Source organism: Mycobacterium sp. (assembly GCF_040509115.1).
Classification (GTDB): domain Bacteria; phylum Actinomycetota; class Actinomycetes; order Mycobacteriales; family Mycobacteriaceae; genus Mycobacterium.
Genome location: NZ_JBEVLO010000136.1, coordinates 1 through 19,809, shown reverse-complemented (window position 1 = coordinate 19,809; position 19,809 = coordinate 1). Strand labels below are relative to the sequence as shown.

At 67.7% G+C, this 19,809-nt stretch carries 19 protein-coding genes; 10 read left to right on the top strand and 9 right to left on the bottom strand.

Annotated features, from left to right (window positions below; translation table 11 throughout):
• The coding region (locus ABW137_RS10250) for a lipase family protein (RefSeq protein ID WP_526399483.1) at nucleotides 1-831 on the top strand (831 nt) is incomplete at its 5' end.
• Here ABW137_RS10250 and ABW137_RS10245 read toward each other — a convergent pair.
• From ABW137_RS10245 to bioB, 3 genes are all read right to left on the bottom strand, one after another.
• The gene (locus ABW137_RS10245) at nucleotides 767-1,447 is read right to left on the bottom strand and encodes a DUF2567 domain-containing protein (RefSeq protein WP_526399487.1); all 681 of its coding nucleotides are present in this window, start codon (nucleotides 1,445-1,447) and stop codon (nucleotides 767-769) included. The two genes, ABW137_RS10250 and ABW137_RS10245, sit on opposite strands and share 65 nt — an antisense overlap.
• Before the next feature lie 160 nt (nucleotides 1,448-1,607).
• Nucleotides 1,608-1,820 carry a biotin synthase auxiliary protein BsaP gene (gene bsaP / locus ABW137_RS10240; RefSeq protein ID WP_526399481.1) on the bottom strand — a complete coding sequence of 71 codons (213 nt, stop codon included), beginning with the start codon at nucleotides 1,818-1,820 and terminating at the stop codon, nucleotides 1,608-1,610.
• 15 nt (nucleotides 1,821-1,835) lie between these two features.
• A complete protein-coding gene (bioB, locus tag ABW137_RS10235) occupies nucleotides 1,836-2,834 on the bottom strand; it encodes a biotin synthase BioB (RefSeq protein WP_526399485.1) in 999 nt (332 codons plus the stop codon).
• A gap of 71 nt (nucleotides 2,835-2,905) precedes the next feature.
• Between bioB and ABW137_RS10230 the strand changes: the two genes are divergently transcribed.
• The gene (locus tag ABW137_RS10230; protein ID WP_526399479.1) at nucleotides 2,906-3,502 is read left to right on the top strand and encodes a TetR/AcrR family transcriptional regulator; all 597 of its coding nucleotides are present in this window, start codon (nucleotides 2,906-2,908) and stop codon (nucleotides 3,500-3,502) included.
• 27 nt (nucleotides 3,503-3,529) lie between these two features.
• Here the strand turns inward: ABW137_RS10230 and ABW137_RS10225 are convergent, their stop codons facing one another.
• Genes ABW137_RS10225 through bioA form a run of 4 tightly spaced genes read right to left on the bottom strand, consistent with a single transcriptional unit; the run spans nucleotide 3,530 to nucleotide 7,259 of the window.
• Nucleotides 3,530-4,048, bottom strand: a complete 519-nt coding sequence (locus tag ABW137_RS10225) for a 2'-5' RNA ligase family protein (protein ID WP_526399477.1) — start codon at nucleotides 4,046-4,048, stop codon at nucleotides 3,530-3,532.
• A 3-nt stretch (nucleotides 4,049-4,051) separates the two neighbouring features.
• The gene (gene bioD, locus ABW137_RS10220) at nucleotides 4,052-4,756 is read right to left on the bottom strand and encodes a dethiobiotin synthase (RefSeq protein WP_526399475.1); all 705 of its coding nucleotides are present in this window, start codon (nucleotides 4,754-4,756) and stop codon (nucleotides 4,052-4,054) included.
• The gene (bioF, locus tag ABW137_RS10215; protein ID WP_526399473.1) at nucleotides 4,753-5,904 is read right to left on the bottom strand and encodes an 8-amino-7-oxononanoate synthase; all 1,152 of its coding nucleotides are present in this window, start codon (nucleotides 5,902-5,904) and stop codon (nucleotides 4,753-4,755) included. Before bioF ends, bioD begins: the two co-directional genes overlap by 4 nt.
• 41 nt (nucleotides 5,905-5,945) lie before the next feature.
• A complete protein-coding gene (gene bioA / locus ABW137_RS10210; RefSeq protein WP_526399471.1) occupies nucleotides 5,946-7,259 on the bottom strand; it encodes an adenosylmethionine--8-amino-7-oxononanoate transaminase in 1,314 nt (437 codons plus the stop codon).
• 70 nt (nucleotides 7,260-7,329) lie between these two features.
• On the opposite strand from bioA, the gene sucT reads away from it, so the two are divergent.
• From sucT to ABW137_RS10185, 5 genes are all read left to right on the top strand, one after another.
• Nucleotides 7,330-9,501, top strand: coding sequence for an acetyltransferase SucT (gene sucT / locus ABW137_RS10205; protein WP_526399469.1), 2,172 nt, complete (start codon nucleotides 7,330-7,332; stop codon nucleotides 9,499-9,501).
• A gap of 30 nt (nucleotides 9,502-9,531) precedes the next feature.
• Entirely contained in the window at nucleotides 9,532-11,661 is a 2,130-nt protein-coding gene (gene glgX / locus ABW137_RS10200; protein WP_526399467.1) for a glycogen debranching protein GlgX, read from the top strand.
• Between the two features lie 5 nt (nucleotides 11,662-11,666).
• Nucleotides 11,667-13,946, top strand: coding sequence for a malto-oligosyltrehalose synthase (gene treY, locus ABW137_RS10195; protein WP_526399465.1), 2,280 nt, complete (start codon nucleotides 11,667-11,669; stop codon nucleotides 13,944-13,946).
• Complete coding sequence (treZ, locus tag ABW137_RS10190; RefSeq protein ID WP_526399463.1) at nucleotides 13,939-15,672, top strand: malto-oligosyltrehalose trehalohydrolase; 1,734 nt, start codon at nucleotides 13,939-13,941, stop codon at nucleotides 15,670-15,672. The genes treY and treZ overlap by 8 nt, the downstream gene beginning before the upstream one ends.
• A gap of 64 nt (nucleotides 15,673-15,736) precedes the next feature.
• Nucleotides 15,737-16,177 carry a hypothetical protein gene (locus ABW137_RS10185; protein ID WP_526399461.1) on the top strand — a complete coding sequence of 147 codons (441 nt, stop codon included), beginning with the start codon at nucleotides 15,737-15,739 and terminating at the stop codon, nucleotides 16,175-16,177.
• Here ABW137_RS10185 and ilvA read toward each other — a convergent pair.
• On the bottom strand, nucleotides 16,165-17,451 hold the full coding sequence (gene ilvA, locus ABW137_RS10180; protein WP_526399459.1) for a threonine ammonia-lyase IlvA: 1,287 nt from the start codon (nucleotides 17,449-17,451) through the stop codon (nucleotides 16,165-16,167). The genes ABW137_RS10185 and ilvA overlap by 13 nt on opposite strands.
• A gap of 248 nt (nucleotides 17,452-17,699) precedes the next feature.
• Here ilvA and ABW137_RS10175 point away from each other — a divergent pair, with 248 nt between their 5' ends.
• Nucleotides 17,700-17,897, top strand: a complete 198-nt coding sequence (locus ABW137_RS10175) for a hypothetical protein (protein ID WP_526399457.1) — start codon at nucleotides 17,700-17,702, stop codon at nucleotides 17,895-17,897.
• On the opposite strand, the gene ABW137_RS10170 is transcribed toward ABW137_RS10175, so the two are convergent.
• Nucleotides 17,894-18,289 (bottom strand): SRPBCC family protein, encoded by a 396-nt coding sequence (locus ABW137_RS10170; protein ID WP_526399456.1) that lies wholly within the window; start codon nucleotides 18,287-18,289, stop codon nucleotides 17,894-17,896. The two genes, ABW137_RS10175 and ABW137_RS10170, sit on opposite strands and share 4 nt — an antisense overlap.
• A gap of 30 nt (nucleotides 18,290-18,319) precedes the next feature.
• On the opposite strand from ABW137_RS10170, the gene ABW137_RS10165 reads away from it, so the two are divergent.
• Together ABW137_RS10165 and ABW137_RS10160 are read left to right on the top strand one after the other, a co-directional pair.
• Nucleotides 18,320-19,060, top strand: a complete 741-nt coding sequence (locus ABW137_RS10165) for a hypothetical protein (RefSeq protein ID WP_526399454.1) — start codon at nucleotides 18,320-18,322, stop codon at nucleotides 19,058-19,060.
• 87 nt (nucleotides 19,061-19,147) lie between these two features.
• Nucleotides 19,148-19,753 (top strand): hypothetical protein, encoded by a 606-nt coding sequence (locus tag ABW137_RS10160; RefSeq protein WP_526399452.1) that lies wholly within the window; start codon nucleotides 19,148-19,150, stop codon nucleotides 19,751-19,753.
• Nucleotides 19,754-19,809: the final 56 nt, after the last annotated feature.

Genomic DNA, 19,809 nt, shown 5'->3' with positions numbered 1-19,809 from the left:
TATCACGTCCTCGACGGCCTTCGCGCCGCGCTGAACACCGACGCGCTGAACCTCTCGTCGGACGCCCCGATGGGACTGTGGGGCTACTCGGGAGGCGGCCTCGCCACCGCATGGGCTACCGAGGTGCACGCGGACTACGCGCCCGAACTCAACCTCGTCGGCGCCGTCCTGGGATCCCCCGTCGGCGATCTCGGCCACACCTTCCGCCGACTCAACGGCAGCTTCTACTCAGGCCTGCCCGCGATGGTCGTGGCGGCGCTCTCGCACGTCTATCCGGATCTGGACCGCGTCATCAACGAGCACGTGACCGACGAGGGCAAGACGATGCTTACCGACATCCAGCGGATGACGACGGCGCACGCCGTGCTCAAACTGATCCGCAAGGACATGGACACCCTCGTCGACGAACCGCTCGAGAAGATCCTCCAGACCCCAGAAGTGCAGCACGTCTTCGACAGCATCAAGCTCGGCACCGCGGCACCCAGCATCCCCGTCCTCGTCGTGCAGGCGGTGCACGACCGGATCGTGTCGGTCGCCGACATCGACGAGCTGACCGCCACCTATAGCACCGGCGGCGCCAACGTCACCTACCACCGCGACTTGCTGAGCGAGCACATGCTCCTGCATCCGATGTCGGCCCCGATGACGCTGCGGTGGTTGCGCGACCGGTTCGCAGGCAAGCCGCTATCGAAGAACCTGGCCAGGACCACGTGGCCGACGTTGCTGAACCCGTCCACCTACAGGGGCATTCTCCGACTGGCGCTGATCAGTGCAAAGGTGATGACCGGTCGACGGCTGGATCGCCAGCCGCTGTCGGAGCTGGATCAGTAGCCACCACGTAGACCGGTCGGCCCACCGGTGGCCACGCACCCAGATCGTCCCTAGTGACCGACAGTGTGCCGATCGCATACAGCAGCGCCGCCACGCCGGCGGGAAGCACGATCGACGCCGCGATCTGCCACGGGGTGTCCCCGAAGAAGACGGCAGGCGCCTCATACGCGTAGTGCACTCGATGCTCCGGCGATACCGGCGCGGCGGCCAGATCCACGACGCCGTAGCGCCACCTCGACAACGCCGTGCCGACGCCGGCCGCCAAGCCCGCCGCGGCCAGCAGGCCGACCGTCAGTGCGCCCACCATCACCGGCCCGCGGTGCGCCCGCCACTGCCACACCGCCACGGCCGCCGGGACCGCAACGACGAACAGGAATCCGGTCATCAGAAGCGCGCCAAGGAAGACGTGATCGGACTCGTCGCCCACATAGCCGCGGACTCGGTCCCCACCCCGAGTCAAGGCGACCACGATCTGGACGGGCGGTACCAGCCACGCCCACAGCGCACCGACGACGACGCCTGCCGCCGCGAGCAAGACCGAGACGCGCAGAGCCGCCTGCCGGTGCGACAGACGCGGCGGCACGACGTCCTCGGCCACCCAGGTGGGGTAGGTCATCGCCGCCGTCTGCTCTTCGCGCAAGCGCTCATCGTGACCCTTTTGCTCTTCGCGCAAGCGCTCATCGTGACCCTTTTGCTCTTCGCGCAAGCGCTCATCGCGACCCTTTTGCTCTTCGCGCAAGCGCTCATCGAGACCCTTTTGCTCTTCGCGCAAGCGCTCATCGCCGCCCATCGAGGTCCTTTGAGTCCATCTCGCCATGCCGCGAGCACTTCGCCGTCCACCCATCCGGACGCACCTGCACGATCATCCTCCGCCCGCACTCCGCACAGAACCGGGGCGGCTCGAGCCCCAGACGCGCGGCGGCAGGAACGGCGGTCGGGCCAGCATCGCCCTCCGGCGCGCCCGTGTAGACGTTGAACTTCGTCGGCATCGCTGACTCGCCCGCTTACAGGGTCGCGTTCAGCGCCTTGATCGGCATCTGCAGATCGTTGAGCAATTCGAGATCTGACTCGGCGGGGCGCCCCAGCGTCGTCAGGTAGTTGCCGACGATGACGGCGTTGATGCCACCGAGGATGCCCTGCTTGGCGCCGAGATCACCGAGGGTGATCTCGCGGCCACCGGCGAAGCGCAGCATCGTGCGCGGCATCGCCAACCGGAATGCGGCAACGGCCCTGAGCGCCTCGGCCGCGGGAAGGACCTCGAGATCGCCGAACGGCGTGCCCGGTCGCGGGTTGAGGAAGTTGAGCGGCACCTCGTGCGGGTTCAGCTCGGCCAGGTTGGCCGCGAACTCCGCCCGCTGCTCCAGCGACTCGCCCATGCCGAGAATGCCGCCGCAGCAGACCTCCATGCCCGCATCGCGCACCATCTCCAGCGTGCCCCAGCGCTCTTCCCACGTGTGCGTGGTGACCACGTTGGTGAAGAACGACCGCGCCGTCTCCAGGTTGTGGTTGTAGCGGTGCACGCCCATCCCCGCAAGGCGATCGACCTGCTCCTGGGTCAGCATGCCCAGCGAACAGGCGATCTGGATGTCGACCTCATTGCGGATGGCCTCGATGCCTGCGGCGACCTGCGCCAGCAGCCGCTCGTCGGGCCCGCGCACGGCAGCCACGATGCAGAACTCGCTCGCCCCGGACTTCGCGGTCTGCTTGGCGGCCTCAACCAGGCTGGGAATGTCGAGCCAGGCGCTGCGCACCGGCGACGCGAAAAGCCCTGACTGCGAGCAGAAGTGGCAATCCTCGGGGCAACCGCCGGTCTTGAGGCTGATGATTCCCTCGACCTCGACCTCGGGCCCGCACCACTTCATCCGGACGTCGTGGGCCAGCGCCAGCAGTTCTTCGAGCCGGTCGTCGGACAGCTGCAAGACCTCAAGCACCTGCTGCTGGTTCAAGCCTTCGCCCCGTTCGAGCACCTGCTCCCGGGCCAGGCCCAACACGTCTTGGTCGATCTCCGGGGCCTGCTGCGTCACTTCGGCACTCCTCCTGCACTAAGAACTTGAACGGTGTTTAGGCTACAGGGGTGCAGCCGAATCGACGACACGGCCGGGCTGACGTGGTCGACAAGGCCACCCAGCTCCTGGACGACTACGGAATCGCCGATCTGACGATGCGGCGACTCGCGCGGGAGCTCAACGTCACCCCCGGCGCGCTCTACTGGCACTTCGCCGACAAACAGGAACTCCTCGGCGCCGTCGCCGACCGCATCCTGACGCCTGCCCTCGCGGAGGTAGTCGCGGACTGGCAGGGCCGCATCACCGCCATCTGCGGTCAGCTGCGCGACGCGCTGCTGTCGCACACCGACGGCGCCGAACTCGTCTCGGCCAGCTTCGCGGCGGGTCGCTCGACCGCTGCGACCGAATTGCTCGCGAGGCTGACCGACGCTGCCGCCTCCGCGGGCGTTGCACCTGCGCATGCCGGGCTCGCGGCGAGAACGGTCGTCTACTACGTCCTGGGATTCACCGCCGACGAGCAGTCCAGGCTCCAGTGGGATGCCGCAGGCGCCGCACTGTCCGACGGTCAGTCGGTTCTCGGCGACGACGATCCGGGAGTGAGGTTCGCCTTCGGCGTGCGTCTGCTCATCGACGGCATTGCCGCACGCCAGCCGCAACGCTTGTAGCCATTCCGTTCAGGGGATCGGGTCCGTTCAGGGAATCGGGGTGTCGACCCTGGCATCGCCGTCCCACCGTCGCAAACCGGCGAAGGCGCCGACGAGATCGTCGCCGCCGATCACCTCCAAGGCGGCGGCCACCTGGGCCGGCGAGAGCCGCCGAGCGAGTGTGACGTGAGGCGTCCACCGGCCGGGTCGGGTGTGCACGAAGATCTCCCCCGCCACGAACGGCGTACAGATCGCATCGACCGATTCGTGCAGCCGCAACAGCCCGGCCGTCGGCACGACGAGCCGCACCAGCGTCAGCGTCCGCCCACCGAACACCATCGCCGCCCCGATCCGGCAGTCCAGAGGGAACTGCCGCGCGGGCTCCCACAGTCCGGCGTCGACCTTCGGATCGATGCGGTCGCCGACGGTCAGCGTGACGTGTGGCCGGTTGGTCGGCGAGCGATGATTCGCCTGACTCGGTAGACCGGCCTCGGCGAGCGCCGTCCAGTCACGCCGCACTAGCCCGTCGGTCTCCCGGTCGAACAGCAACTCGACGGAGTGGACCATGATCTAGAGACTCTGCACCCATTCCGGCGCGAACGCGCGTGCGCTCAGCTCAGCGAACGCCTCGGGCGTCCACCCTCCGGCACCCGCGGGCAGTACCGCCCGCACGGAGGTGACTCGCTCGAGGGCGTCGCGGTTGGAGGTCTCCGCGACTCCCGGCACCTCTGGCCACGCACCCACCACCACGCCGGCGCATGAAACACCCTTCACCGCAAGCGATTCCATCGTCAGGGCGGTGTGGTTGAGGGTCCCAAGCCCGGCAGCGACGACGACAAGTACCTCCGCCCCCAGGTCGACGGCGAGGTCACGCAGGGTGACGCCGTCAGCGCCGAGCTCAACCAGGAGACCCCCCGCACCCTCGACGATGGTGAGCCTGCCGGGGCGGTCGATGCCCGCGATCAGGTCGACCAGCTGAGCCCGGTCCGGCAATGTGAGCCCCGCGCGGGTGGCAGCGGCCGCAGGTGCCAGCGGTTCGGGGTAGCGCCACCCCGGCGTCAGCGCAGCGACACCCGACAGCCGCCCCACCTCGGCAAGGTCGTCGTCGCCTGGGTCGTCGTCGCCTGCGCCGTCGACGCCGATCTCGGTGCCGGTCTGCACCGGCTTGCACACCGCGACGTCGATGCCTGCCAGCCGGGCATGGCAGGCCAGTGCCGCAGTCGCCACGGTCTTGCCGACACCGGTGTCGGTGCCGGTCACGATGAGCACGCTCATCGTGCGCGCGCCGCCGCGAGGATCTCCGTCAGGACCGTGCGAGCCAGGTCCAGGTCGTCGTCGCCCAGCGACGCGCGAGCGGTCAGCCGCAGGCGCGAGGTCCCGGCCGGCACGGACGGGGGCCGGAAGCAGCCCACCCGCACGCCGCGCTCCAGGCACGCCATCGCCGCCGCCAACGCCAGCTCCGGCTCACCGAGGATGACCGACACCACCGCCGAGCCCGGCACGTCGGGGACGTCGCACATCTCAGCCAGGGTCGCGGCGCGACTCAGCACTGCGGTCGCGCGGTCGGGCTGCGCCTCGAGCACCCGCAAGGCGGCCAACGCCGCACCGACCGCCGCGGGCGCCAACCCGGTGTCGAAGATGAACGGTCGCGCGGCGTCGATCAGATGGTCACGCACCGCGGTGGGCCCAAGAACCAACCCGCCCTGACTGCCCAGTGCCTTCGACAGCGTCGTCGTCACCACGACGTCGGGCGCCCCCGCGAGGCCGACCTCCTGCACCAGCCCCCGGCCGCCGTCACCGCGCACCCCGAGACCATGGGCCTCGTCGACGATCAGCAGGGCGCCGTGTCGACGGCAGACGGCGTGCAGGGCCGAAAGCGGAGCCGTCACCCCGTCGGCGCTGAAGACGGAGTCGGTGACGACCACCGCGCGCTCCTCGTCGCGGGCGCGCAGCGCAGCCTCCACGGCGTCGACGTCGCGGTGCGGCACGACCGCCACGCGCGCCCTCGACAATCTGCACGCGTCGACCAGGGAGGCGTGCGTCAGTGCGTCGGACACCAGCAGCGAGTTGGGCCCCGACAGCGCGACCACCGCACCCAGGTTCGCGGTGTACCCCGAAGAGAACACCAGCGCCGACTCGGCACCCATGAACGCCGCCACCGCCGTCTCGAAATCCTCGTGCAGTTCGGTGTTGCCCGTGACGAGCCGCGAGCCCGTTGACCCCGCCCCCCACGTCCGCAGCGCCTGCACTCCCCCTTCGATGACGGCCGGGTGCATGGCGAGACCGAGGTAGTCGTTGGAGGCCAGATCCAGCTCGCCGCCCGCCGGGTGCCGGACGCGAAGCGCCCGCCTCAGCCCAGCCGTCCGCCGCTGCTGCTCGACGTCGTCGAGCCAGGCCAGCGGGGAGAGTCCTGCGCGGGTCACCGGCGCCTCCCAAGAACACGATAAGCCAACTTGAACACCGTTCAGGTTAGCGCACGGGCCACCGCCACCATCCCCGCACCGATCCGCGCCACCTCGTCTGGCGTGCAGACGTACGGCGGCATCGCGTAGACCAAGTTGCGGAACGGACGCAGCCACAGTCCGTGCCGCAGTGCCGCCGCCGTCGCCACCGGCATGTCGACCGGTCGCGCCATCTCCACGACACCGATCGCCCCGAGGACCCTGACGTCGGTGACGCCGGGCAGTTCGCGTGCCGGAGCAAGCCCGTCGCGCAGACCGGCCTCCACGTCGCTGACGCGCTGCTTCCAGTCCTGCCCGATCAGCAGTTCCACCGACGCCACCGACACCGCACACGCCAGGGCGTTGGCCATGAACGTCGGACCGTGCATCAGCGCGCCCGGCTCACCCGCGCTGATGGTGTCGGCAACCTCGGACGTGCACAGCGTCGCCGCCAGCGTGACGTAGCCGCCGGTCAACGCCTTGCCGACACACATGACGTCCGGGCTGACGCCGGCATGGTCGGACGCGAACAGCTCACCCGTCCTACCGAAGCCGGTGGCGATCTCGTCGAAGATCAACAGCACGTCGTGCCGGGTGCACATGTCGCGCAGGTCGATCAGATGGCGCGGATCGTGGAATCGCATGCCACCCGCGCCCTGCATCACCGGCTCGACGATGACCGCCGCGAGCTCGTCGGCGTGTTCAGCGAGCTGCGCCTCGAAGGCGGCACTGTAGGCAGGGTCGTACTCGCCGGGCACCTGGGGGGCGAATACTTGCCGGGCGAGCACCGAATGCTCACCGGCAGACCATAATTCGTGCATTCCACCGTCGGGATCGCACACGCTCATCGGCGTGAACGTGTCGCCGTGATAGCCGCCCCGCCACGTCATCAGACGGTGCTTGCCCGGGCGGCCGAGACTCCGCTGATACTGCAACGCCATCTTCGCGGCGACCTCGACCGCCACCGAACCCGAGTCGCTGAAGAAGACGGTGTCCAGACCGGCAGGAGTGATCTGCACCAGCAGCTCGGCCAGGCGCGCAGCGGGCTCGTGGGTCAACCCACCGAACATCACGTGGTTCATCGTGGCGAGCTGACGGGTGATGGCCGCGTCGAGCACCGGGTGCCCGTGCCCGTGTATCGCCGTCCACCACGAGCTCATCGCATCGAGCACCTCGACGGGGCGCCCACCGTCGACGACGGTCAGCGACGCACCCTTGGCCCCGACCGCCACCACCGGCGGAAACGCGTCGGCTCCGATCCTGCTGTACGGATGCCATACGTGCGCGGCATCGGCGGCGCTGATCTGATCGGGCGTCATCGCAGGCACGGCTGACATCCTCTCCTCGCATCGGTACGCATCGCAAAACGCGCACATCGCCCTGCGTTCGGTAGATTGTCCGTCGACCATGTTGACCCTCTCCCCAGCCCGGACGGTTGCCGACACCCGATCCGGTGGCAACCAGCGCGCCGAAATGGGCACCCGCACGTCTGGCTTCTACCGCCACGACCTCGACGGCCTTCGCGGCATCGCCATCGCGCTCGTCGCGGTGTTCCACGTGTGGTTCGGCCGCGTCTCCGGCGGGGTGGACGTCTTCCTGGCGCTGTCCGGCTTCTTCTTCGGCGGCCGGCTACTGCGGGCGGCACTAGCCCCTGGTTCATCGCTGTCCCCCGTACCCGAGGTCACGCGGCTGATCCGGCGGCTGCTCCCCGCCCTGGTCGTGGTGCTCGCCGCCTCGGCGGCGCTGACCATCCTTGTCCAGCCCGAGACGCGGTGGGAGACCTTCGCCGATCAGAGCCTGGCCAGCTTGGGTTACTACCAGAATTGGGAACTTGCGGGCTCGGCGTCGGACTACCTGGCCGCGGGCGAGGCGGTCAGCCCGCTGCAGCACATCTGGTCGATGTCGGTGCAGGGCCAGTTCTACATCGCGTTCCTGGCGTTGATCTTCGGCTTCGCCGTCGTGTTCAGGAAGCTGCTTCGCTCGCACCTGCGCCTGGCCCTGATCATCCTGCTCACCGCGTTGACCATCGCCTCGTTCTGGTACGCGATCGTGGCCCACGGCGCCGACCAGGCAACGGCCTACTACAACAGTTTCGCCAGGGCCTGGGAGCTACTGCTGGGTGCACTCGTCGGCGCACTGGTGCCCTACGTGAAGTGCCCCATGTGGCTGCGCTCGATCATCGCCGTCGTGGCGCTCGCCGCGATCCTGTCCTGCGGCGCCTTCATCGACGGCGTCAAGGAGTTTCCCGGGCCCTGGGCGTTGGTTCCGGTCGGGGCGACGATGCTGTTCATCCTCAGCGGCGCCAACCGGCTGGCGGATCCGCACGTCAACGGCCGGATGCCCGCCGTCAACCGCTTCCTCGCGACCAAGCCGTTCGTCTCGCTCGGATCGATGGCCTACTCGCTGTACCTCTGGCATTGGCCACTGCTCATCTTCTGGCTGGCCTACTCGGGACACACCCACGCGAACTTCGTCGAGGGCGCCGTCGTGCTGCTGATCGCCGGCATCCTCGCGTGGCTCACCACCAAGTACGTCGAGGAGCCACTGCGCCTCCGCGGCTCCGCGGCCGCGCCGAAGCCGGCGGTCGTCATCCCGCTGCGGACCCGCCTGCGCAGGCCCACGATCGTGCTCGGGTCGATCGTCACGCTGTTGGGCGTCGCACTGACGGCCACCTCGTTCACGTGGCGCGAGCACGTGACCATCCAGCGCGCGAACGGCAAGGAGCTCTCCGGCCTGTCCTCGAGGGACTATCCCGGCGCTCGGGCGCTCGTCAACAAGGTCAGGGTGCCCAAGCTGCCGATGCGCCCGACCGTGCTGGAGGCCAAGGACGACCTGCCGGTCTCGACGACCGACGGCTGCATCGACGACTTCGCGAGCATCGCCGTCGACCCGTGCACCTACGGCGACCCGACGGCGACGCGCACCATCGCACTCGCAGGCGGTTCACACGCCGAGCACTGGATCACCGCACTCGATCTGCTTGGCCGCACGCACGGCTTCAAGGTGACCACGTACATGAAGATGGGCTGCCCGCTGACCACGGAGGAATCCCCGCTGGTGATGGGCGACAACCGGCCGTATCCGAAGTGCCGCACCTGGAATCAGGCGGTGATGCCGAAGCTCATCGCGTCGCACCCGGACTACGTCTTCACCACGTCGACCAGACCGTGGAACATCAAGGACGGCGACGTGATGCCCAGCTCGTATCTGGGTATCTGGCAGGCCTTCTCGGACGCAGGCATCCCGGTTCTCGCCATGCGCGACACGCCGTGGATGGTGCGCGACGGCAAACCGTTCTTCCCCGCCGACTGTCTGGCCGACGGTGGTGACGCCATCTCCTGCGGCATCAAGCGCGCCAAGGTACTGTCCGACCACAACCCCACTCTGGATTACGTGGCGCAGTTCCCGATGCTGAAGCCACTCGACATGAGTGACGCGGTGTGCCGCGATGACTACTGTCGAGTTGTGGAGGGAAATGTGTTGCTATATCACGACTCTCATCACATCTCCGCGACCTACATGCGCACCATGACCAATGAACTGGGACGTCAGATCGCCGCCGCCACCGGCTGGTGGTAGGCCCCGCGCACGCGAGGAGCACAACGGACTATGGTCTCCGCCATCTGGCCGGGTATGGCCTACCCGCTTGGCGCCACGTACGACGGTGCGGGAACCAATTTCTCGCTCTTCTCCGAGGTGGCCGAGAAAGTCGAGCTGTGCCTGATCGGCACGGACGGTAGCGAGGAGCGCGTCGAATTCGACGAGGTCGACGGCTACGTCTGGCACGCCTATCTGCCCACGGTCACGCCCGGGCAACGCTACGGCTTCCGCGTGCACGGCCCGTGGGACCCCGCCGCCGGTCACCGATGCGACCCCTCGAAGCTGCTCCTCGACCCGTACGGCAAGTCGTTCCACGGTGACTTCGACTTCACCCAGGCGTTGTTCTCCTACGATCTGGCCGATCCCACCGGCGTTGCGGGCATGGCGCCGCCGATGGTGGACTCGCTCGGCCACACGATGACCAGCGTCGTCATCAACCCCTTCTTCAACTGGGGATCGGATCGCGCCCCGAACACGCCCTACCACGAGACGGTGATCTACGAGGCCCACGTGAAGGGCATGACTCAGACGCACCCCGGCATCCCAGAGGAGCAGCGCGGCACCTACGCAGGGCTGTGCCACCCGGTGATCATCGACCACCTGAAGTCGCTGAACGTCACGGCCATCGAGCTGATGCCGGTTCACCAGTTCATGCACGACCATCGACTGCTGGACCTGGGGCTGCGAAACTACTGGGGTTACAACACCTTCGGCTTCCTGGCCCCGCACTACCAGTACTCGTCGAATCACAGCGCGGGCGGCGCGGTCGCCGAGTTCAAGGGCATGGTCCGGTCGTTCCACGAGGCGGGGATCGAAGTCATCCTCGACGTCGTCTACAACCACACCGCAGAGGGCAATCACCTCGGGCCCACCATCAACTTCCGCGGCATCGACAACGCAGGCTACTACCGGTTGCTCGACGGAGACCTCAAGCTCTACAAGGACTTCACCGGGACGGGCAACAGCCTCAACGTGCGGCATCCGCACTCGCTCCAGCTGATCATGGACTCGCTGCGGTACTGGGTGATCGACATGCACGTCGACGGGTTCCGGTTCGACCTCGCCTCGACACTGGCGCGGGAATTCTACGACGTCGACCGGCTCTCGGCGTTCTTCGACCTGGTCCAACAGGATCCGGTGATCAGTCAAGTCAAGTTGATCGCCGAACCGTGGGACATCGGTGAGGGCGGCTACCAAGTCGGAAACTTTCCTGGTTTGTGGACCGAGTGGAACGGGCAATACCGCGATATTGTGCGTGACTACTGGCGGGGCGAGCCCGCAACACTCAACGAATTCGCCTCCCGGCTGACGGGTTCCTCCGACCTTTACGAGGCGACCGGCCGCAGGCCGAGCGCGAGCATCAACTTCGTCACTGCCCATGACGGATTCACCCTTGCGGATCTGGTGTCCTACAACGAGAAGCACAACCTGGCCAATGGCGAGGACAACAGGGACGGCGAGAGCCACAACAGGTCGTGGAACTGCGGAGTCGAGGGCCCCACGGAGGACCAGGCGATCCTCGACTTGCGGGCCAGGCAGATGCGCAACGTGCTGGCGACACTGATGGTGAGCCAGGGCACCCCGATGATCAGCCACGGCGACGAGATCGGCCGCACGCAGCTGGGCAACAACAACGTGTACTGCCAGGACTCCGAGATCGCCTGGATGGACTGGACCCTGTGCGAGACCAACGCCGACCTGATGACGTTTGCGCGCAAGGTGACGGCGCTGCGCAAGGATCATCCGGTGTTCCGGCGCCGACGCTTCTTCGACGGCAAGCTGATCCGTAATGGCGACGACGAGATCCGCGACATCGCGTGGCTGACGAATGCGGGGATGCCGATGACGCCGGAAGACTGGAACTCCGGATTTCAATGCGTGGCCGTGTTCCTCAACGGCGACGCCATCCCCGCTCCGAACGCACGCGGCGAACGCGTGGTGGACGACACCTTCCTGTTGTGCTTCAACGCTCACTCGGATCCTGTCGAATTCGTCGCCGCCGAAGGCGATTACGCCGCCGAATGGACGGGTGCGCTCGACACGGCCGACCCGACCGGAAGCACCGAACTCGTCGTGAAGGCAGGCGAGTCGTTCTCCCTCCGGGGACGTTCCGTCATCGTCCTGCGCAAGACGGCGTGATCGCGATGACCACGAACCGACCCGTCACCTCGACCTACCGACTGCAGATGCGCGGGCCAGCAAGTGGCCAGGCGTTCACCTTCTCCGACGCGGTGGACCTACTGGACTACCTTGAGGATCTTGGCGTTTCGCACGTCTACCTATCCCCCATCCTCACCGCCGCGACGGGCTCCTCCCATGGGTACGACGTCACCGATCCGACGACGGTGTCAGCCGAACTCGGCGGACCCGAGGGCCTTGCCGAGTTGTCACGGGCGGCCCATGCCCGCGGCATGGGCGTCGTCGTCGACATCGTGCCCAACCACGTTGGCGTGGACGATCCGACGCAGAACGCCTGGTGGTGGGACGTGCTCGCGCACGGGCAAGACTCTGCCTACGCGTCGTACTTCGACATCGATTGGACGCTGGACCCCGACGGTCGCGTCGTGCTTCCCGTGCTCGGCGATGACGGCGACGTCGCCGATCTGACCGTCGACGGGGACGTGCTGCGACTCGGTGACCGGACCTGGCCGATCGCGCCGGGCACGGCAGCAGGCGGGGCCTCCGGATCCGCCGTTCACGACCGGCAGCACTACAAACTGATCGGCTGGCGACACAACGTGTGCGGGTACCGCCGGTTCTTCTCCATCACCTCGCTGGCAGGGCTGCGCCAAGAGGACCGCGCCGTGTTCGACGCCACCCACGTCGAGGTGCGCCGGTGGTTCACCGAGGGACTGGTCGACGGGCTCCGGATCGACCATCCGGACGGACTGGCCGATCCCGCAGGCTATCTCGAATGGCTGCGGGAGCTCACCGGCCCCGACGCATGGATCGTGATCGAGAAGATCCTCGCACCGGACGAGGCACTCGAACCGACGTTGCCGGTGGCGGGCACCACCGGATACGACGCGCTGCGCGAAATCGGCGGACTGCTCGTCGATCCCAACGGCTCGCGTGCGGAAGACGAGTCGCTCGAGGAGCAGGTTCGTCTCCTCAAGGTGGCCACGGCGACCGAAACCCTGGCGAGCGAGCTGGCCCGCCTGCACCGCGCGATCGTCGCCGCCACCGGCACCGACCACCCGCAGGTGCCCCAGGCCGTGGCGGCACTACTGTCGCACCTCGGGGTCTACCGCTCCGACTACCGTGGGCTTTCGGCGCTCATGTCGACCGCGCTGGCCGAAACCGTCTCCGCCGCACCGGAACTGGCAGAGGCGCTCACACTGGTCGCGTCGGCGATCGGCCACGTCGAGCCGGCCACCCGGCTGCAGCAACTGTGCGGTGCCGTCACGGCCAAGGCCGTCGAAGACTGCCTGTTCTACCGTGACGCGCGACTGGTGTCCCTCAACGAAGTCGGGGGTGAGCCGGACCGATTCGGCGTCAGCGCCGCCGAGTTCCACCACAGTGCAGCAGTGCGAGGCCAGTCATGGCCGTCGGCGATGGTCACGCTGTCCACGCACGACACCAAGCGCAGTGAGGACGTCCGCGCCCGGATCGGGGTTCTGTCCCAGGTCGGCGGTCTGTGGTCCGAGCTGGTGGCGAAGTGGTCGGAGAGCACCCCGCCCCCCGACGCACCGACCGGGCTCTTCCTGTGGCAGAACGTCTTCGGCGTCTGGCCCACCAACGGGGTCGTCACCGATGAACTGAGGGAGCGGCTGCATGCCTACGCCGAGAAGGCGATGCGCGAGGCCGGCGTCCGCACCACCTGGAACGCCCCGGACACCGAGTTCGAGGCCGCCGTGCACCAGTGGGTGGACGACGTGGTCACCGGGCCGGTCGGGATCGAGCTGAGCGGTCTCGTCGCCCAGCTCGACGGACACGCCCGCAGCGACTCGAACGCACAAAAACTGATGGCGATGACGGTGCCGGGCGTGCCCGACGTCTATCAGGGCACCGAACTGTGGGACGACAGCCTGGTCGATCCCGACAACCGGCGACCCGTCGACTACGCGGTGCGACGGGAGTCGCTGACGACGTTGAGCGATGGCAAGATTCGCGTGGTCAGGGCGGCACTCGCCTCGCGGGCCGAAAGGCCGGACTCCTACCTGTCGGGTGCCTACGCTCCAGTGCTCGCCGAGGGTGCAGCGGCCGCGCACCTGGTGGCGTACCTCCGTGGCGACGACGTCCTGGTGGCCGTGACTCGATGGACCGTCGCCCTGTCCGAAACCGGCTGGGGCGACACGTCGCTCACCCTGCCCGACGGCGGCTGGACCGATCGCCTGACCGGGCGCGAGTTCAGCGGACGGGTGGACGCCGCCGACCTGTTCACCGACCTATCCGTGACACTTTTGGAGCGCACCGTTGACTGACCACGAATTCGCCGTCTGGGCACCCACGCCCGAGAGGGTCCGCGTCGACGTCGACGGCACCCTGCACGCGATGACGCGCGACGACGACGGCTGGTGGCGTGCGGTGGTCGACGCACGGACCGACAGCCGGTACGGCTTCGTCCTCGACGACGACGAGACCGTGCTGCCCGACCCCCGCTCCCCCCGCCAGCCGGACGGCGTCCACGCCCGATCGCAGTTGTGGGACGCCTCGGCGGCAGCGTGGACCGACGCCGGCTGGGCTGGACGCTCGATCGAGGGTGCGGTGATCTACGAACTGCACATCGGGACATTCACGGCCGACGGCACTTTGGACTCGGCGATCGAGAAACTCGACTATCTCGTCGAACTCGGCGTCGACTTCGTCGAGCTGATGCCCATCAACGCATTCGGGGGCACCCACGGCTGGGGTTACGACGGCGTGCTCTGGTACGCCGTGCACGAGCCGTACGGCGGGCCCGATGCCCTGGTGCGATTCGTCGACGCGTGCCATGGGCGGGGTCTCGGCGTGCTGATCGACGCCGTCTTCAACCATCTCGGCCCGTCGGGCAACTACCTGCCGCGGTTCGGGCCGTACATGTCCAAGGGGAACACCCCCTGGGGCGAGTCGATCAACGTCGCCGATGCCGACTCCGACGAGGTCCGCGCCTACATCATCGAATGTGCCCTGCGCTGGATGCGCGACCTGCATGCCGACGGCCTGCGCCTGGACGCCGTGCACGCGCTGTTCGACACCACCGCCGAACACATCCTCGAGGAGCTGGCAGCCGAAACCGACGCGCTGTCAACGCAAGTGGGCCGCCCGCTGTCGCTGATCGCCGAAAGCGATCTCAACGACCCCCGCCTGATCACCCCTCGCGATCGCGGGGGCTACGGATTGACCGCGCAGTGGGACGACGACATCCACCACGCCATCCACTCGGCGGTCTCTGGTGAGCGGGCCGGTTACTACGGGGACTTCGGCACCATGGAGACCCTGGCCACGACCTTGAAGAACGGCTACTTCCACGCGGGCACGTATTCGTCGTTCCGGCATCGTCGGCACGGCCGTCCGCTGGACACGGCCACGATCCCCGCGACGCGACTGCTGGCCTACACGATGACCCACGATCAGGTCGGCAACCGGGCCGTCGGCGACCGGCCGTCGCAGAACCTGGACTTTGGCCAGCTCGCGATCAAGGCGGCGCTCGCCATCGGATCTCCGTACACCGCAATGCTCTTCATGGGCGAGGAATGGGGCTCCTCCAGCCCATTCCAGTTCTTCAGCTCGCACCCCGAGCCGGAGTTGGCGCGCGCCACCGCGGAGGGGCGCAAGGCCGAGTTCTCCCAACACGGCTGGGACGCCGACGAGATCCCCGATCCTCAGGACCCCGAGACGTTCCTGCGGTCGAAGCTCCACTGGGACGAACTCGACGACGGCGACCACGGGAGACTCCTCGACGTGTACCGCGCGTTGATCGCGCTGCGCCACGACGAGCCGGACTTCGCCGACCCGTGGCTGGACGATCTCGGCGTCGAGTACGACGAGGCGCAGCGCTGGATTCTGTTGCGGCGCGGATCGTTCACGATCGCCTGCAATCTCGGCGAGCAGCCGGTGACCGTGCCTGTCTCCGGCGACGTGGTGCTCGCGTGGGGTCAGCCGGAGGTCGCCGAGTCGACCACCTTGGCCGGACATTCTTTCGCGATCCTTCGGGCCGTCAAGTCGTAATCCACAGGTTCGGTGGCTGTGGATGACTTCGGCGGGCGTGGTCGAGAAGTCCGATCATCACGGGATGACGACACGAGAATTCCTGCCCATTCCGCCGATCGAAACCGCGACCGATCCCATCGCGTCGCCCGCCGACCTAGGTCAGCGCTGGCGAGCGCTGATGGGGCCGCTGGGCTTCGGGGAGCGGCTGTTGCGCTTCGCCTTCGTGGGGGCGGACCGGCGAATGTTGAAGGTGCTCAGCGACGTACCGATCACCAGAAAGCCACAGCCGGGCTTGATCCGGGACCTGATGATGGCGCTGCGCGACGTCCTCGAGGATGGCGACGGACTGAGCTCGGTGGCCCTGCTTCTCACCCGACCCGGGTACGGCGACGTCTCGATCGACGACCGGCAGTGGGCCACCCTGCTGACGGAGTCCGCCGCCGAGTGCGGCGTGCCGATCGAGCCCGTCTTCCGTGCCAATGACGAGCGGCTCGTCCTGATCGAGCCGGATCAGGTCAGGTAGCGGTACGCCGGTGAACCTGGTTCCAACGCTTCGACGTGCATGTCCGAGGCCCTCATCCGACCCATCAACCCGTCGAAGTCCGCAGCCGAGCCAAGCTCGATGCCGACCAGCGCCTCCCCCGTCTCCCGGTTGTTGCGCTTGACGTACTCGAACAGGGTGACGTCGTCGTTGGGTCCGAGTACCTCGTCGAGGAATCGGCGTAGCGCACCCGGCTCCTGCGGAAAGTCCACCAGGAAGTAGTGCTTGAGTCCGAGGTGCACCAGCGAGCGCTCGAGCACCTCGTTGTACCGCGAGACGTCGTTGTTGCCGCCCGAGATCAGGCACACCACGGTCGATCCCTGCGCGATGTCCAACTCCATCAGCGCCGCGACCGACAAGGCGCCCGCGGGCTCGGCGATGATGCCTTCGTTCTGATACAGGTCGAGCATGGCGGTGCACACCGCTCCCTCGTCGACCGTGGTCATCGACACCATGTCTCCGGCCGCGGCGAGTACGGCATACGGCCTCGCCCCGGCCCGCGCGACGGCGGCGCCGTCGACGAACTGATCGACGTGATCGAGGACGACGGGCTCGCCCGTCGCCAGGGCGGCAAGCATCGACGCCGCACCCGCTGGCTCCACCCCGAGGACGGAGGTGTTGGTGGTCCGTTCGGCCAGGTAAGTGGTGATGCCGCTGATGCAGCCACCGCCACCGACGGGCACCACCACGAGGTCGGGCTCGGCCTCCAGCTGTTGGAGGATCTCGACGGCGATGGTGCCCTGGCCCGCCATCGTCCGGAGGTCGTCGAACGGCGGCACCAGGGTGGCCCCGGTCCTGGCGACGTCGTCGAGCGCCGCCGCGGCGGCGATGTCATAGGTGGCACCGCCGACGATCAGTTCGATGAACTCGCCGCCGTGGTAACGGATGCGGTCGCGCTTCTGCTTCGGCGTCTTGGCGGGCACGTACACCCGGCCGTGGATCCCCATCGAGCGGCAGGCCAGCGCGAAGCCCTGCGCGTGATTTCCCGCCGACGAGCACACCACGCCCGCGGTGATCTCCTCGGGCGTCAGCTGCATCAACAGGTTGTAGGCGCCGCGCAGCTTGTAGGAGCGGACGGCCTGCTGATCCTCCCGCTTGAGGTAGACCAGCAGACCGGTCAGCGCCGACAGCCGGTCGCTGAACTGCAGTGGGCTGAGTGCGACGACCTTCGAGATTCGCTGAGCGGCGTCCTCGATGTCCGAGGCGCGTAGCGACGCGGGACGGCGAGAAGTCTGACTCAGGTCGGCGGCGGTCACCGGTCAATGGTGCCACTCACCTCTCCTACTGCGAAAACGGGTTTAGCCCTCGGGGTGGTGGCACCCATCGCGTCGAGCCAGCTCGTACTCGAGGTCGTGCACGACCCGCGTCCGCCGTGGCTAGCGGATCTCGTCCGACCTCGGCTACGTCATGGTGAGCGGGGGCACCGGGACCACGTTGAGTTTCCGACCCCTCTTCGCCGATGTTTCGGTTGCCCGAACTCTCGGTTGCGAGCTATCGTTACCCAATGACCACACTGACCGAAGTGCCGATCGCCGGGGTGCCCTGGCCGGTATACAAATTGGTCGCCCTCGCCATCGGCGCGTTGGTGCTGGTGGTCGTCGGTATCTACACCATGAGCGTCGGCACCGCGGTGGTCGCGGCCTTCGCCACGGCCACGGCAATCTGGCTGGCTCTTGGCGTCTTCGGCTCGACGGACGCCTAAGCGCGCTGCTCCACCAGTTCCCGCAAGGTCTGCAGGTCGGCGGCTACCGCTGCCGCGTCATCCTCGAACTGCTCATCGGTCACTCCGGCCTGACGGCGCAACGTGAACACGACCTCACAGCTGGTGTCGTCGGCACCCGACGGGATCACACGCATCGGGTTGTAGAACACCTCACCCGTCGCCAACCGGACCACGTGGTCCAGCACACCGAGCTCGTTGAGGGCTGCGAATTCAACGTCGGCATCGGCGAGGGCAGCATCGGAAAGCCCGGCCGCCCAGCGCGACAACTGGGCAGGAACGGAGGCGACGGCGTAGACCGCCGTCGCCGGTGCCTCGATCCAGGCGCTGATGTGCCTCGACCTCGCCGAGAAATCGGTCGTGTCATCGGTCATTACTCCATGGTGGCGCACACACTGGAAACCATGGCCGATACTCCCGAACACTCGACGCCCGTCGAGGGCTTAGTCCGGCGGACCGAGCACCTGGCGGCCGGCGCCGAACAGCACGTGCCGTCGTGGCTGCGGCCCGGCGATCCAGAGAATCGCTGGCCCGTCGTGATCGCCATCCTCGCCGCCGTCGCGATCCAGCACTCGATACCGGAGCAGTACACCGTGCTTCCGCGCTGGCCGCTGGTTGTCATGGAGTTGCTGCTCCTGATCGTGATCTTGGTGATCAATCCGGTGCGACTGTCCCGGCCGACGACCATCGGTCGGTGGGCCAGTCTGGTGCTCACCGCGGCGATCACCCTCGACAACACGGCGTCTGCCGTCGTGCTGGCCAAACGCATTCTGTCGGGCGAAGTGAGCAACGACGCCGCCGTTCTGCTCGGCGGCGGTGCGGGCATCTTCGTCACCAACGTCATCGCCTTCGGGATCTGGTACTGGGAACTGGACAGGGGCGGCCCGTTCGCCAGACGATCGAGCAAGAACCGCTTTCCGGACTTCTCCTTCCCCCAGATGTCGGATCCGGCCAACGCGCAGCCCGATTGGCGTCCGACGTTCGTCGACTACCTCTACGTCAGCTTCACCAACGTCGTCGCCTTCTCCCCGACCGACACCATGCCGCTGGCCCGGTGGGCGAAGCTCATGATGGCCGCCCAGGCGATGGTGTCGATGGCGACGATCGCACTCGTCATCGCTCGGGCCGTGAACGTCCTCGGGTGACGCACTGAGGCGCCTCCGAAAACGCTTCTCGGTGCGGCGATCCGGAGGATGATGACCGCGAAGCGAGGACGACGAAGGGACGCCACGATGACGGAATCGGCTTCACGCGACGGCGAGGATCGCGTGGCCCGGATCGTGGAGTCGAACGCCAGGATGCAGGCCCACGCGGACGACGACGTGGCGTTCATGGCGATCCGCCCCGCCGATGCCACCGCACGACTGGCTGCCGAGGACCCGTTCTTCGGCGGCTTCGGTTGGACGTTGAGCGCCCTGCCCGGTGGCGTCGTCACCGGTCGCGTCTCGGTCGAGTTTCCCTCGCCGGCAGCGGTTCCGGCGCAATCGAACATCTACGTCCACGTCTGGGTCGGACCAGCAGCAGCCGACCCGGAGATCGGCACCTACCTGTTGAACGTCGACCCGCGCTTCCCGCGCCTGTCCGAACCGAAGGTCCCCGGCCTGCAGCCGGGCTACACCCAGGTGCCGGAGTTCCCGACGGCACCGGACCGCTCGCTGCTGAACTTCGACCTCCGCGTCCCACTCGACGCGCAGCCCTCCGTGTACCTGGGCAACATGTGCCTGCTCCGGCTCTCCCCGTTCTCCACCGGCAACGTCCTCGGACGCGGATCGTTCGCCTTCCGGGTCCGCTCACCGGGCGAGCCGCCCGATCTGGCATCGGAGGTACCCCAGCCTTAGCCCGTCAGCCGCCGAGGCAGCCCGGGCCCAGGAGCGCCTTGAGGTCCCCCATCAGG